Annotated in this window: 18 protein-coding genes; 14 read left to right on the top strand and 4 right to left on the bottom strand. The window is 43.1% G+C overall.

Features of this window, described 5'->3' with window-relative positions:
* Positions 1–511 precede the first annotated feature (511 nt).
* From rpmH to jag, 4 genes are all read left to right on the top strand, one after another.
* Entirely contained in the window at positions 512–646 is a 135-nt protein-coding gene (rpmH, locus tag IGI94_RS16400; protein WP_002356012.1) for a 50S ribosomal protein L34, read from the top strand.
* Between the two features lie 147 nt (positions 647–793).
* Entirely contained in the window at positions 794–1,129 is a 336-nt protein-coding gene (gene rnpA, locus IGI94_RS16395) for a ribonuclease P protein component (protein WP_008376940.1), read from the top strand.
* 18 nt (positions 1,130–1,147) lie between these two features.
* Positions 1,148–1,972, top strand: a complete 825-nt coding sequence (locus tag IGI94_RS16390) for a YidC/Oxa1 family membrane protein insertase (RefSeq protein WP_008376942.1) — start codon at positions 1,148–1,150, stop codon at positions 1,970–1,972.
* Positions 1,973–1,989: 17 nt separating this feature from the next.
* Positions 1,990–2,748: an RNA-binding cell elongation regulator Jag/EloR gene (jag, locus tag IGI94_RS16385; protein WP_008376943.1), complete on the top strand. Its 759-nt coding sequence runs from the start codon at positions 1,990–1,992 to the stop codon at positions 2,746–2,748.
* 202 nt (positions 2,749–2,950) lie between these two features.
* Here jag and IGI94_RS16380 read toward each other — a convergent pair whose 3' ends face one another.
* The gene (locus IGI94_RS16380) at positions 2,951–3,280 is read right to left on the bottom strand and encodes a heavy metal-binding domain-containing protein (protein WP_005226284.1); all 330 of its coding nucleotides are present in this window, start codon (positions 3,278–3,280) and stop codon (positions 2,951–2,953) included.
* A gap of 238 nt (positions 3,281–3,518) precedes the next feature.
* On the opposite strand from IGI94_RS16380, the gene mnmE reads away from it, so the two are divergent.
* Together mnmE and mnmG are read left to right on the top strand one after the other, a co-directional pair.
* On the top strand, positions 3,519–4,916 hold the full coding sequence (gene mnmE / locus IGI94_RS16375) for a tRNA uridine-5-carboxymethylaminomethyl(34) synthesis GTPase MnmE (RefSeq protein ID WP_034859087.1): 1,398 nt from the start codon (positions 3,519–3,521) through the stop codon (positions 4,914–4,916).
* Positions 4,917–4,949: 33 nt separating this feature from the next.
* Positions 4,950–6,842, top strand: coding sequence for a tRNA uridine-5-carboxymethylaminomethyl(34) synthesis enzyme MnmG (gene mnmG, locus IGI94_RS16370; RefSeq protein WP_438899969.1), 1,893 nt, complete (start codon positions 4,950–4,952; stop codon positions 6,840–6,842).
* 105 nt (positions 6,843–6,947) lie between these two features.
* Here mnmG and IGI94_RS16365 read toward each other — a convergent pair whose 3' ends face one another.
* The 3 genes from IGI94_RS16365 to IGI94_RS16355 all read right to left on the bottom strand — a co-directional run bounded on the left by IGI94_RS16365 (position 6,948) and on the right by IGI94_RS16355 (position 8,753).
* On the bottom strand, positions 6,948–7,466 hold the full coding sequence (locus IGI94_RS16365; RefSeq protein WP_005232932.1) for a helix-turn-helix domain-containing protein: 519 nt from the start codon (positions 7,464–7,466) through the stop codon (positions 6,948–6,950).
* A gap of 16 nt (positions 7,467–7,482) precedes the next feature.
* Positions 7,483–7,950: a DUF5626 family protein gene (locus IGI94_RS16360; protein WP_005232933.1), complete on the bottom strand. Its 468-nt coding sequence runs from the start codon at positions 7,948–7,950 to the stop codon at positions 7,483–7,485.
* A 350-nt stretch (positions 7,951–8,300) separates the two neighbouring features.
* A complete protein-coding gene (locus tag IGI94_RS16355; RefSeq protein ID WP_016611678.1) occupies positions 8,301–8,753 on the bottom strand; it encodes a DUF2188 domain-containing protein in 453 nt (150 codons plus the stop codon).
* A gap of 256 nt (positions 8,754–9,009) precedes the next feature.
* On the opposite strand from IGI94_RS16355, the gene IGI94_RS16350 reads away from it, so the two are divergent.
* The 8 genes from IGI94_RS16350 to IGI94_RS16315 all read left to right on the top strand — a co-directional run bounded on the left by IGI94_RS16350 (position 9,010) and on the right by IGI94_RS16315 (position 14,175).
* A complete protein-coding gene (locus IGI94_RS16350) occupies positions 9,010–9,903 on the top strand; it encodes an SDR family oxidoreductase (protein ID WP_008376956.1) in 894 nt (297 codons plus the stop codon).
* A gap of 38 nt (positions 9,904–9,941) precedes the next feature.
* Positions 9,942–10,511, top strand: a complete 570-nt coding sequence (gene amaP, locus IGI94_RS16345) for an alkaline shock response membrane anchor protein AmaP (protein WP_005232936.1) — start codon at positions 9,942–9,944, stop codon at positions 10,509–10,511.
* A gap of 7 nt (positions 10,512–10,518) precedes the next feature.
* Complete coding sequence (locus IGI94_RS16340) at positions 10,519–10,710, top strand: DUF2273 domain-containing protein (protein ID WP_005226258.1); 192 nt, start codon at positions 10,519–10,521, stop codon at positions 10,708–10,710.
* A 24-nt stretch (positions 10,711–10,734) separates the two neighbouring features.
* Positions 10,735–11,505: an Asp23/Gls24 family envelope stress response protein gene (locus IGI94_RS16335; RefSeq protein WP_101699580.1), complete on the top strand. Its 771-nt coding sequence runs from the start codon at positions 10,735–10,737 to the stop codon at positions 11,503–11,505.
* 11 nt (positions 11,506–11,516) lie between these two features.
* The gene (locus IGI94_RS16330; protein ID WP_005232938.1) at positions 11,517–11,660 is read left to right on the top strand and encodes a hypothetical protein; all 144 of its coding nucleotides are present in this window, start codon (positions 11,517–11,519) and stop codon (positions 11,658–11,660) included.
* Between the two features lie 142 nt (positions 11,661–11,802).
* Positions 11,803–12,519, top strand: a complete 717-nt coding sequence (rsmG, locus tag IGI94_RS16325) for a 16S rRNA (guanine(527)-N(7))-methyltransferase RsmG (RefSeq protein ID WP_016611681.1) — start codon at positions 11,803–11,805, stop codon at positions 12,517–12,519.
* An 11-nt stretch (positions 12,520–12,530) separates the two neighbouring features.
* Entirely contained in the window at positions 12,531–13,295 is a 765-nt protein-coding gene (locus tag IGI94_RS16320; protein ID WP_005226255.1) for a ParA family protein, read from the top strand.
* Complete coding sequence (locus IGI94_RS16315) at positions 13,285–14,175, top strand: ParB/RepB/Spo0J family partition protein (protein ID WP_005226254.1); 891 nt, start codon at positions 13,285–13,287, stop codon at positions 14,173–14,175. The genes IGI94_RS16320 and IGI94_RS16315 overlap by 11 nt, the downstream gene beginning before the upstream one ends.
* Positions 14,176–14,180: the final 5 nt, after the last annotated feature.

The following is a 14,180-nucleotide window of genomic DNA, read 5'->3' as shown; positions in this document are numbered from 1 at the left end:
AAATTGTCCTCCTATAACTAAGAATAGATATAACTAAAATAGCACGGATTGAAAAAGTTTTCCACAGATTACGATAAAAAAGGTTAGAAAAAAATACTTTTCCACAAAACGGGATAAAAGAAAAAAGGAAATGCACATGTTCGAAAATGCACTATCCACAGGTAGAAAAAGAATGTGCATAACTAGAAAAAAATCTCTCTTATCCACAGATCTATGTGAAGATCACGCCTTGATAGTACTAGGTTTTAGGGGAGTTATCAACAGCTGAAAAAGCGATTGTGGAAAACTTTTCTACAGGCTGTTTGTTTGTGGAAAAAGTCAAAATAACTCTGGGGAAAAAGTTATCCACAAAAATTAGCTGTAAACAGCAAACCCACACAAATCAAGGGAATTGTGGATAAAGAATGGTCGATTTTGAGCAAACTTCTTATTGACAAACTAGTACTTGACTCGTTATACTATCAAAGTATGTCTGTGCGCATAAGCATTATCCTGATGGAGGTGGAAATAAATGAAAAGAACGTATCAACCAAATAAACGTAAACGTCAAAAAGTTCACGGATTCCGTAAACGTATGAGTACAAAAAATGGACGTCGTGTTTTAGCTAGCCGTCGTCGTAAAGGCAGAAAGGTTATTTCTGCGTAAGCCACTGAATGCCAGTGGTTTTTTTTTATGCCGTTTTTGCGGAATATAGTGTCTGACTTTTGGCAAATATGGTATTATTGACAGGTGAGTGGTTACGGATTCAATCCGTTTCGCGAAGCTTAATTGAAAGAAGTGAAGGAACCGAAGATGAGAAAATCCTATCGAGTAAAAACAGAGCAAGATTTTCAAAAAGTTTTTCAGGCAGGAAATTCTTTTGCAAATCGGAAGTTCGTGGTGTATGTCTTACCTAAAGAGCAATCACATTTTCGAGTTGGTTTATCTGTAGGAAAAAAAGTCGGTAATGCAGTGAAGCGAAATGAGGTCAAACGTAAGATTCGTGCGAGCTTAACGGAAATGAAGCCGCGAATCGAACCAGCGATCGATTTTATTGTGATCGCCCGTCCAAGTATCGCCACTTGTTCCTCAAAGGAAATCTACTCGAATTTAGAGCATGTCTTAAAGCTTGCCAAAATTATTCATTAATGGAAAGGAATTAGTTACGTGAAAAAAGGGAAACGCGTCTTACTATTTTTGGGAGTTCTCTCATTAGTAGTTGTCTTATCTGCCTGCGGTGCAACAGGTGAAGTAAATGCACAAAGTACCGGTCTATGGGATCGTTACATCGTTTATTATTTTGCAGAGGCGATCAAAGCCCTCTCCTTCGGCAATGCCGGGATCGGGATCATCCTCTTTACATTGATCATCCGGGTCATTTTGATGCCGTTGATGCACTTTCAAACCAAAAGCATGCGCAAAACGCAAGAATTACAACCGAAGCTAAAAGCGCTGCAGCAGCAATATGCGTCAAAAGATACAGAAACACAAAGCAAGTTAAAAGAAGAAACACAACGTTTGTATGCGGAAAACAATGTCAATCCCTATGCCGGCTGTCTACCATTATTGGTACAAATGCCGATTTTGATGGCCTTGTGGCAATCGATCTCACGGGTTCCTGCTCTGCAAGAAGGAAAATTCTTATGGCTGCAGCTGGGTGATCGTGACCCATACTTCATCTTGCCGATTTTAGCGGCGCTCTTTACTTTTGCAAGTACCTACTTATCAAGTATGAGCCAAGTGGAATCAAATGCGAGTTTGAAAATCATGAATTTCGCTATGCCGATGATGATCTTACTGATGGGGATCAACATTGCCAGCGGTCTTTCCTTGTACTGGGTTGTTTCTAATGCATTCCAAGTCTTGCAAACAATGATCTTAAATAACCCATTCAAGATTCGCCAAGAAAGAGAAGAAGCCGCCCGCAAAGAACGCGAGCGTGAACGAGCCCTGAAAAAAGCAATGAGTCCTAAAAAGAAACGGAAAAAATAAGAGGAGGTTGCACTGCAATGCCGATTTATGAAAATCTGACAGTAGCTGAAGCAATTCAAGAGGGATTGCAAGTCCTTGGTATCACCAAAGATCAAGCAGTAATCGAAGTCCTGGATGAAGGAAAAAAAGGCTTCTTGGGGCTAGGAAAAAAACAAGCACGGGTCTCCATTGAAAAAAGAATCGTTGAAGAACCGGCACCCGTTGAAGAAGTACCAGCAAAACCGCTGGTAGAACCAGATCCTGTGACGACAGAGGATGCAAGCAGTGTGATGGAGGCGGCCGCGAGCGAACCTGTTTTGCTGACGGATCTTTCAGATGAGGAAGCACTGGCTCAGTTGGGACTCTATCTGACAAATATTTCAAAAGCATTGAATGCACCTGCCTTAGTAAAAACCGCTCGTCAAGACGGCGTGATCATCTTTCAATTAGAAACGCAAAAACAAGGCATTTTGATTGGGAAGCACGGCAAAACCTTGAATGCACTGCAATATTTGGCGCAAGTTTATATTCATCGCATCGCGAAAAACAAATTGTCGATCGTTGTGAATGTCGGGGATTACCGTGAAAAACGTCAAGCGATCTTAGAACGTTTGGCCAGCCGTACTGCTGAAAAAGTCAAACGAACAGGCCGCCCGGTCTTTTTAGAGCCGATGCCGGCGTTTGAAAGAAAGCAGATCCATTCCGTATTGAGTAAAGATGCGTATGTTCAAACTCATTCTGAAGGGGATGAACCGTATCGCTACTTAGTAGTGGAACCTGCGGACAAACGAATTTAATGAAAAAAGGGAAAGGCGGTCTGACAAGCCTTTCCCTTTTTTGATGGGAAAAAGCGATTGACAACAAATTTAAAACCAAGTATCCTTGACTAGAAATCATTCTTATCAAAGTCAACATACGTTACGTAGGTCAGCCTTTGGTATCAAAAAAGAGTCCGTATGCCGCGGACTCTTTTTTGTATTTCGTTGTTCAAAGGGGCAATTAGCCGCCAATGGTTGATTGAGTAAATTGAACCACCGTACCATAGGCAAAGATCTCAAGGTAGGTTTTGTCGCCTTCGACGATGCGGTCGTGTTCGAAATGACAGTTGATCACTGCATTCGCTCCGTAGCTGTGGGCGGTTTCTTTTAAGCGATAGGTCACATCTGCCAACAGGTCGTTCAAATTCACAGATGTATCAAATAGATCTACTTCGATTTTGTCTGCCGCAAAGACGATATCCCGCACGACGTAAGGCCGATTCACGTTTCCTGTCGATAAAATGATTTCTTTAATGCGAGCAGCGCTGTTTGATGATTTGATGGTTTCCATAATAGATCCCTCTTTTCTTATTCTTTGCTTTTATTTTAAAGGTTTTTGCGGACAGATGCAAAATTTAAAAGTTTTTGAAGGAAGCTTGCGACTCACGCAAAAATGTGCTAATCTATTTCCAGAATTTAATTGACAAGCAGTCAAAGTGCTAAGTCTACTCGTTTTTATTGATTTTCAATCAATTTGACGGGTGGAGTGGGCACTTTTTTTATGTGAAAAAATAGGAGGAGCAAGCAACATGGCGAATATAACGCAAGAATTTGATACGATTGCCGCGATTTCCACCCCGCCAGGCGAAGGGGCCATCAGTATTGTGCGATTAAGCGGGGAAGAAGCGATCGCAATTGCGGATCGGATTTTTCAAGCAGGCACTAAAACCCTCGCCCAAGTCCCTAGTCATACGATCCATTATGGTCATATCGTGGACCCAGAAGAAAACCGTTTGATGGATGAAGTGATGCTATCAGTGATGAAAAAGCCGCGGACCTTTACCCGAGAAGATGTCGTCGAGATCAACTGCCACGGCGGGATCGTTGTCGTCAATCAACTCTTGCAGCTGGTTTTACGACAAGGCGCACGGTTGGCTGAGCCGGGAGAATTCACCAAGCGGGCCTTTTTAAACGGACGGGTTGACCTTTCTCAAGCCGAGGCGGTGATGGACTTGATTCGTGCCAAGACCGATAAGGCGATGAATCTCGCTGTCAATCAGCTGGATGGCAATCTTTCCCACTTGATTCGGACTTTACGCCAAGAGATTTTAGAGACGCTGGCACAAGTTGAAGTGAATATCGATTACCCTGAATACGATGATGTGGAAGAATTGACGACCCGCTTATTGTTAGAAAAAGCCACGATGGTCAAAGGGCAGATCCAAGCCTTATTAGCGACTGCCCAACAAGGAAAAATTTTGCGAGAAGGTTTGAGTACTGCGATCATCGGTCGGCCGAATGTCGGTAAATCCAGCTTATTGAACCATTTATTAAGGGAAGAAAAAGCCATCGTGACAGACATTGCTGGTACGACTCGAGATGTCATTGAAGAGTATGTCAATGTTCGCGGGGTACCGTTGAAACTGATCGATACGGCTGGTATCCGCGAAACAGAAGATGTCGTTGAGAAAATCGGGGTCGAACGCAGCCGCAAAGCATTGGCAGAAGCGGAGTTGATTTTGCTGGTTCTCAACCAAAGCGAAGGATTGACCCAGGAAGACAAACAATTGCTGGAGCTGACTGCTGGCAGCCGTCGGATCATCTTATTGAATAAGACCGACCTTGAGCCAAAATTAGCACCCGCTGAGCTAGCGCAGTACGCAGCAGATGAACCGATTTTTTCTGTCTCTGTGTTGACCAACGAAGGCTTAGACCAACTGGAACAAGCCATTGCCGATCTATTCTTTGGGGGCAAGACCACCGATAAGGATGCTTCCTATCTTTCTAATACTCGCCACATTGCCTTATTAGAAAATGCCGTTCAGTCGTTGTCTGAGGTCATCCAAGGGATCGAAGCAGGAATGCCTGTCGACTTGGTTCAAATCGATATGACACGCTGCTGGGACTATCTAGGAGAAGTTGTCGGCGACAGTGTCCAAGATGAGTTGATCACCCAATTGTTCAGTCAGTTTTGTTTAGGAAAATAAAGAATGCGCCACTGGCGTAAAAAGGAGAACACCATGCAAGAATATCAAGCAGAAAGTTATGACGTGATCGTTGTTGGTGCCGGCCATGCCGGATCAGAAGCTGCCTTAGCAGCCAGCCGAATGGGGGTAAAAACCCTCTTGCTGACCATCAACTTAGACATGGTCGCATTCATGCCTTGTAATCCCTCCGTCGGCGGACCAGCAAAAGGCGTCGTGGTGCGCGAAATCGATGCTTTAGGCGGAGAAATGGGCAAAAATATCGACAAAACCTACATCCAAATGCGGATGCTCAATACAGGAAAAGGTCCCGCTGTGCGGGCCTTGCGGGCGCAAGCCGATAAACATGCCTATGCGGCTGAAATGAAACGAACGATCGAAAAAGAAGCCAATCTGACACTGCGCCAAGGAATCGTTGAAAAGCTGATCGTTGAAGAAGGCGAATGCCGTGGCGTCGTGACCTCTACAGGCGCTCGTTACCAAGCCCAAGCTGTAGTGATCACTGCGGGAACAGCGTTGCGAGGAGAGATCATCATTGGAGAGTTGAAGTATTCTTCTGGACCAAACAACTCCCAGCCATCGATTGGACTAGCCGATCATTTGAAAGAGCTTGGCCTAGAGATCGCTCGTTTTAAAACGGGTACACCACCGCGGGTGAAATCCAGCACCATCAACTATGAGGTAACGGAGATCCAGCCTGGCGATGAACAACCGAATCACTTTAGTTACAGCACACCCGATGAAGCCTACAATCAAAACCAAGAACCTTGCTGGTTGACCTATACGAACGAAGGGACGCACCAAATCATCAACCAGAATTTACACCGGGCGCCGATGTTTACAGGGATCGTCGAAGGAGTAGGTGCCCGTTATTGCCCATCTATCGAAGACAAAATCGTGCGTTTTGCAGACAAATCTCGTCACCAACTATTCTTGGAGCCAGAAGGATTGAACACCGAAGAAGTGTATGTTCAAGGGCTTTCTACTTCTATGCCAGAAGATGTCCAAGTCCAAATGCTGCATTCCATCGCAGGTTTAGAAAAAGCGGAAATGATGCGGACGGGCTACGCCATTGAATATGATGTCGTGGTACCTCATCAATTGCGTCCAACATTAGAAACCAAAGTCATCGAAAACCTCTTTACGGCAGGACAAACCAACGGAACCAGCGGCTATGAAGAAGCGGCCGGTCAAGGCTTGATTGCCGGCATCAATGCCGCTTTGAAAATTCAAGGCAAAGAACCTTTCATTATGAAACGCAGCGACGGTTATATCGGTGTGATGATCGATGATTTGGTGACCAAAGGAACCAATGAACCATACCGTTTATTGACCTCTCGTGCCGAATACCGCTTATTGCTGCGTCATGATAATGCCGATCTGCGTTTGACCGAAGTGGGACATCAAATTGGGCTCGTCCCAGAAGCGCAATACGAAGCATATGTAGCGAAAAAAGAAGCTGTTGAAGCAGAAATCAAACGCTTGTCTAAAATCCGCATCAAACCAACGCCAGAAGTACAAGCATATTTGACTGCCAAAGGGACGGCCACCTTGAAAGATGGCGTTTTAGCAAATGAATTCTTGCGCCGGCCTGAAGTGACGTATGCGGAAATGCTGCAATTTATCGAAGCCAATGAAGCATTGAAGCCAAAAGAGATCGAACAAGTCGAGATCCAAATCAAATACGAAGGTTATATTAAAAAAGCCCTCGAAAAAGTGGAGAAACTCAAACGGATGGAAGCCAAACGCATTCCTGAAAACATCGACTATGCCGCTATCAATGGCTTGGCAACAGAAGCCAAACAAAAACTGCAAAAAATCCAACCCGAAACCATCGCCCAAGCGAGCCGTATCAGCGGAGTAAACCCAGCTGATATTAGTATTTTGATGGTGTATATCGAACAAGGGAAGATTGCCAAGGTTAACTAAAGACGGTTAATATTCTTTGAAAAACCAATTTATAAATGGTAAATACAGTGTCAAAAGCCCGCTACGAGAGTAACTCGCAGCGGGCTTTTTGTGTTAGCAATTGAATTATTCAACTTTTTCAATCGTAGTGGTTCCCCAATTCATGATGTTGCTGAGATGGACATAGCCATCGTACAAATTCAAGAAAATTGAGAAGGCACAGACGATATAGATCAATACATAAAAATTATTGGCCTTTTTGTTACGCCATAAGACAAAGCCATCTAAAATCAAACCTAATGGAAAGAGAAATGAGCCGATTCCAGCTAACAGTAGCAAGAGCAGACTTTCATCTTTTTCCGTTGCCATCGTTCTTTGGAGTAACGACAATTTTTCTTTTTTGTCGTTGATCTCTTGATTATTGGTTTCGATCCGCTCTTTTAACGCTTCGTTTTCCCGCAAGAGCTCATCAATCGAGACTTGATAGAGATCGCTCAACAAAATCAAATTCTCAATATCTGGATAGCCGCGCCCGTTTTCCCATTTTGAAATCGACTGGCGTGAAATCTGTAATTTTTCTGCGACTGCTGTTTGCGACAAGCCGGAAGACTCGCGACAGCTTTTTAATTGTTCTGCTAAAGCCAATGTATGCTCCTATCTGCTATTTAACAACTAGCTTCCCATTTGAGATCGTGGTTACGACACTCCCATTGGTAGTGATTATACCTGCTTTTTGCTTAAACGTACAGGTGGCTTTAGTGGACGTGTGAGTTAATGAACTAGAAGTGATACTTCCTCTGTGAGCAACTAAACTTAAATTCGAAGTGCCTGTAAATTGATTGCGGCTATTGACCGTGACATTGTAACTAGCGGTCCAATTACCGGTGGATGTTTTTGACACGCGATACGTTCCTGCTGCCAGATTTGCCCGGAATGACGGCAATTTTTCAATGGTCAAAATCAACTCGTTGCCTTCTTCATCTACGGTGATCAGCTGCTCATAGGGACTATCTGATGCTAAGTCGTAAACGAGTTCAGGTTCTTCCACTGTTTGGGCGGCAGCTGGGAGAGCAAAGAAGAAACAAATAAAAATAAACGGCACAAAAAATAATTTTTTCACAAATACCACTCCTTGTACTTTTGATAGTTTAAGTATACAAGGTTTGGCTAGTTAAAGAAAGCACAAGCTAATTTGCAACGGCAACGGATGGTTTACAGTTGTTGCTAGAGCAGCATTTCATAGGCTTTTTTTTTAGGATGTCGAGAAATTTTAAACGTAATGGTTCATTCAAAAGGTCTTCGTTTTTTAGGTTTCTGACAATGAAACGTTGTTTTTTAAAAGAAACGTTAAAGAAGCGGTTGCTTTAGTTTTAACCAAACCTAGCTGTAAAAGGAAACAAAAAAGCGAAAGAGAAGGTAACGTTTCGCGCCGTTAAAACGACAAACGTAAGACCTCCTTCCACTTTTCTGCGGCCAATTTTATTCTCCTAAATCAATATCCTTTTGATGGTCGCCGTCTTTTTTATAAACGTTCACCACGGATTCTTTATTTTCGGCAATTTCTTTGGCACGGGCGATGGCCTCTGCTTTATTGTCGAAATGATCACTGGCACGTTTTGCTCCTTTGGAACGGACTTGCCATTGGTCCTCTTCATACACAACTTCAACATCCGCATCCATTAATTTTTTCGCATTTTTATTGGTTTGATGGGCATCATCTTTTTGCGGATTTTTCTCTTTCTGAAAAGCTTTCTTCTCCTCTTCATCTGCATTGTCATACCATTTTTCTGCTTGACTCGTGGCGATCGGGATCGCCCGATCGTCGGAATAGCCATCGGCTAGCAGGGCATTGGCGATATCGATCGCTTTTTTACGAACTAAGGGGTCTAGATTCTTCATTGACGCAGGATAATCACGGACATTCCAAGGCATTGTTTGGTTCCTCCTTTTTCTTGATCCAAAGTCATTTTCCTAGGGGTTCCTTTTTACAGGCACCACCAGATATTACTTATTAGTTTACCCCCTTCTATAAAAAAGTGAAATCATTTGCTTTCTGGTCAAAAATGAGGGCACTTTCTTTTTTCATTTTCTAATAAACGAGGATTTATTTTTGTTAACAAAGCGTTATATTTCCCAAAAAAAAATGAATGGTTTAGAATTTTATTATAGAGAAAAGGAGGACGTAAGAATGAGTGAACCTATTTTGACTGATCCACGGGAACTTTATCACACGGGTAAATACAGCAAACAGGAACAAGATACGCCTGCTTTACAAGAAGAAATGCGACCAAAACCTGATTGTGGTGAAGACTCTTATGAGGGAAGTCAGCAGTTAGAAAACCGGCGGGTACTGATTACCGGTGGGGATTCTGGGATCGGACGAGCAGCAGCGATTGCCTTCGCTCGTGAAGGAGCAGACATTGCCCTGCACTTTTTCCCAGGAGAAGAAGAAGATGCCGAAGAAGTTGCAGGGTACATCAAAGAAGCCGGACGCAAAGTGATTTTGCTACCCTATGACCTGCGAGACGAAGCGGCACCACAAGAGATCGTTGACAAAGCGGTAGCAGCATTAGGTGGGTTAGATACATTAGTATTGAACGCAGCACAGCAAATCACGCGGCCATCGATTGCAGAATTACCGATTGAACAAGTGAAAGACACCTTTATGGTAAACATTATCTCAATGTTTGCATTAGTGAAAGCAGCTGAGCCACACTTACCGGCTGGGGGAGCGATCGTGACAACGACTTCTGTCCAAGCCTTTAGTCCAAGCGCCCATTTAATGGATTATGCGGCAACCAAATCGGCGATCGCCAGTTTTACAGTCAGCTTGGCGAAACAATTTGCTGAAAAAGGGATTCGGGTCAATGGGGTAGCCCCAGGACCAATCTGGACACCATTACAGTTAGATCATGGCCAACCGCAAGACAAGCTGCCTGAATTTGGTCAGCAAGCATTACTGGAGCGGGCAGGACAACCAGCTGAGCTGGCACCCGTCTATGTCTTTTTAGCTTCCAATAAAGCTAGCTATGTGACAGCACAGATTTATGGTGTTACCGGCGGAGAAGCCATCAACTTGTAAGCTTATCAAAAAATCGGAGAAAAAGGAGGAGGTGTCCTATGAGTAAAGGGTGGAAAATCGTATCAATCATCGTTTCGTTGATCTTTATCACTGTCTTATTACCAATCGTTTTAATGAGTAATCCTTACATGCAGCTGCCATTTGGTTTGGACAGCAGAGGCAATGTCGTCACGTATTTCTTTGACAACTTGTTTATGCGTCAATATATGTTTTGGGTAGCCGTTGTTTTAATCGCCGTATTCTTGATCGTGATCTTAGTCGTGCTGTTTTATCCAAAAACCAAAACAACCTTTGTTTTGAAAGAGGATAAGGGCGCATTGACGATCGATAAGAAAGCGATCGAAGGACTTGTACGTACGAAAGTAAATGAAAAAGAATTTGTTGAAGGACCAAAAGTTCATGTCAAGGCGACCAAAAATCGAATTTTAATCAAAATCAAAGGCCGCTTGAAACGGACGTCTGCCTTAGTTGGCAAAACCGAAAACTTAATGGCGGAAATCCAACAAGATGTCCAACGAGTGCTTGGCTCAAGTGAAAAAGTCAAAGTCGAAGTCAATTACGCGAATTTTGAACAAAATGAGACTCCGGAAAACCCGCGAGTAGAATAGGAGGGCTATGATGAACGAACTACAACAATACAAAATCCCATTGATTTTTGGAGCAATCGGCCTTGTTCTGGCTGTGTTGTTTGTAACGATCGGTTTTTTCAAAACATTGCTGATTCTACTCCTAACAGGTTTGGGTTTTGCGCTAGGATTGTATCTCCAACGTACCGGTATCATCGACGAATTTTTTAACCAACAATAACGTATTTTATAGGAGGAATTTTTAATGAATAACGATAAAAACGAATTAAACAATGAAAAAAATGTCAGTGCACATCCAGATCCAGTGGTTCCCAACACCAATCATCAAGCCAATGAAAATGCGATTCCAATGACTGAATCACCTGATCCAGTGGTACCAAATGCTGAAAAAGCAGTAGCAGGACAACAAAATGGACCAAAACCAGGGGATCATCCAGCACCAGGAAATCCAGATCCAGCCGGACATCATCCAGCACCGCCAAAACCTGGCCACAACGATTTTGAAGGACCAACCGGGGATGCACCCGTTCATGGTTCATTGACCTATGATGACAAAGTGATCCAAAAAATTATCGGAATTGCATTAGAAAATGTAGATGGCCTGTTGACGGTCGATGGTGGTTTCTTCTCTAATATTGCTGAAAAATTAGTTAATACAGATAATGTGACTGCCGGTATCAATACTGAAGTTGGGAAAAAACAAGTAGCCGTTGATTTAGATATCGTGGTTGAATACGACCGCAACATCCCAGAAATCGCTGAACAAGTCAAAGAAGTCATTCAAAAAGAAGTAACGACAATGACCCAATTAGAAGTGATCGAAGTTAACATCAACGTTGTGGATGTGAAAACAATCGCTGAATACGAAGAGGAACAAGAAACGGTTCAAGACAAAGTATCGTCAGCTGCATCTAAAACCGGCGACTTTGCTTCACGTCAAACCAACAAAGCCAAACATGCGGCTTCCCGCGCGTCTGATCGTATCGAAGAATACAACGAACCTCGCGTGAAATAAAAAAGTTTCATATGAAACAAAAACAAGCATTGATCCTGAGATCAATGCTTGTTTCTTTGAGAAAAAAGCTGACCAGCAGGGTTGGCAGCCTTGCTGGTCAAGGAAAAATGAAAAAAGTTTTTTGGATTGAAATGAGTATAATTTCTATGCCTTAAACCAACCTTAAAGCCCCAGTTAAAAAATGGTAAATTCTCCTAGAAAGCAATCTCTGGCTATTGCATCACACTGCTTTTTGCGTTAAAGTAGGAACTAGTCTGTGAAACATTTTTCTGTTTCACAAAATAGAAAGGATTCGTTATGCTACCTGAAGAATTTCATGAAGAATTACGCAAAAACGGGATCGTTTTAACCGAAGAACAAATGGAAAAATTCGCTGTCTATTTCGAGCGTTTAGTCGAATGGAATCAGAAGATGAATCTAACCGCAATCACGGAAAAATCAGAAGTGTATTTAAAGCATTTCTACGATTCTGTTTCCTTAGCTTTTGAAACCGCCTTTGACCCGAAAAGTCATTTGTGCGATGTCGGTTCAGGTGCTGGCTTTCCAAGTATTCCACTAAAAATCGTGTTTCCTGAATTAGAAGTGACGATCGTCGACTCTTTAAATAAGCGCATCACCTTTTTACAAACTCTTGTGACGGATCTACAATTGGAAAATGTCCACTTGTACCATGACCGTGCAGAAACATTTGGTCAAAACCCGCAATTTCGTGGGCAATTCGATTATGTGACCGCTCGAGCGGTTGCCCGTTTGAATGTGTTAACGGAACTCTGTGTGCCATTGGTGAAAAAAGCAGGCTATTTTTATGCGCTCAAAGCTGCCAAAAGCGAGGAAGAACTGGTTGAAGCCAAACCAGCGATCTCACTCTTAGGCGGCAAATTTATTGAAGAAAAAAGCTTTACCTTACCGGTCAGCGGCGATGAACGCCATCTTTTGATCATTCAAAAGAAAAAAGAAACGCCAAAGAAATACCCCCGCAAACCGGGAATGCCAGCGAAACAACCAATTAAATAGGAGGAAAATCAATGGCCCGTATTATTTCTGTTGCAAACCAAAAAGGCGGCGTAGGCAAAACCACCACAACGGTGAACCTAGGTGCGTCCTTAGCATTTGTCGGCAAAAAAGTGTTACTCGTAGATATTGATGCCCAAGGCAACGCCACAAGCGGTGTCGGCATTCGCAAACCAGATGTGGAACAAGACATCTATGATGTATTAGTCAATGAAACACCGATCGTTGAAGCGATTTTACCTAGCAGCCGAGAAAACTTGGATATCGTTCCAGCGACGATCCAATTAGCTGGTGCGGAAATTGAATTGACCTCCATGATGGCACGGGAATCTCGATTGAAATCGGCTTTGAATGAAATCAAAGAACAATACGATTATATCTTTATCGATTGCCCGCCATCTTTAGGTCATTTGACGATCAATGCCTTTACCGCCAGTGATTCGATTTTGATCCCAGTCCAGTGTGAGTACTATGCATTGGAAGGGCTGAGCCAACTATTGAATACCGTGCGTTTAGTACAAAAACATTTTAACCCTGAGTTAGAGATCGAAGGGGTCTTACTGACGATGTATGATGCCCGCACGAACTTAGGCGCGGAAGTCGTGGAAGAAGTCCGCCGCTATTTCCAAGAAAAAGTATACGAAACCATTATTCCGCGGAATATCCGGTTGTCTGAAGCACCTAGTCATGGATTGTCGATCATTGATTATGATCCACGCTCAAAAGGAGCCGAAGTCTATCAGACGTTAGCAAAGGAAGTGTTAGCCCGTGAAGAATAAAGGGAAAGGATTAGGGCGTGGGATCGATGCGTTGTTTCAAGACCTGCAAGGGTTAGAAGAAGTCGATATCAAGACAGAAAAAGTCGTTGAACTGCCTTTAAACGAATTAAGACCCAACCCTTATCAACCGCGAAAAACCTTTGATGAGCTTTCATTACAAGAACTGGCCAATTCGATCCAGCATTCGGGGGTCTTTCAACCGATCATCGTGCGGCAATCATCCGTCAAAGGCTATGAGATCATTGCTGGTGAACGCCGGTTTCGAGCGTCCAAATTAGCTGGCAAGGAAACGATCCCAGCCATCATCCGCAATTTTGATGAAGAAGCGATGATGCAAGTCGCCGTTTTAGAAAACTTGCAGCGGGAAGATTTAAATCCTTTAGAAGAAGCAGAAGCCTATGACATGCTGATGAAGAACTTGAAATTGACCCAAGCACAAGTCGCTGAACGTTTAGGGAAAAGCCGCCCGTATATCGCCAATTATTTGCGGTTACTGTCCTTGCCGAAACTCGTCAAAGAAATGGTTCAAGATGACCGTTTGTCTATGGGGCAAGCCCGGACATTATTAGGCTTGAAAAACAAAGAACAGATCTTAAAATTAGCCAATCGTTGTGTCAAAGAAAATCTGACAGTCCGCCAATTAGAACAAATGGTCGCTGAGATGAACGACACGAAAAACGAAAAGAAAAAAGTGCCGCGTCTGATTCGGGAAAAACCGTACTATTTACGAGAAAGCGAAGAACGGTTGATGGATAAATTCGGCACGAATGTCGAGATCCGCGAAAAAGAAGGCAAAGGAAAAATCGAGATCGAATACCTGTCACAAAAAGATTTAACCCGTATTTTAGATTTATTGAACATTCAATTTGATGAAGCTTGAGGTGA

This window comes from Enterococcus sp. AZ149 (genome assembly GCF_051714285.1).
Classification (GTDB): Bacteria; Bacillota; Bacilli; order Lactobacillales; family Enterococcaceae; genus Enterococcus_D; species Enterococcus_D entomosocium.
Note: the sequence above shows the minus strand (reverse complement) of the source record. Positions and strands in the feature narration are given on the sequence as shown.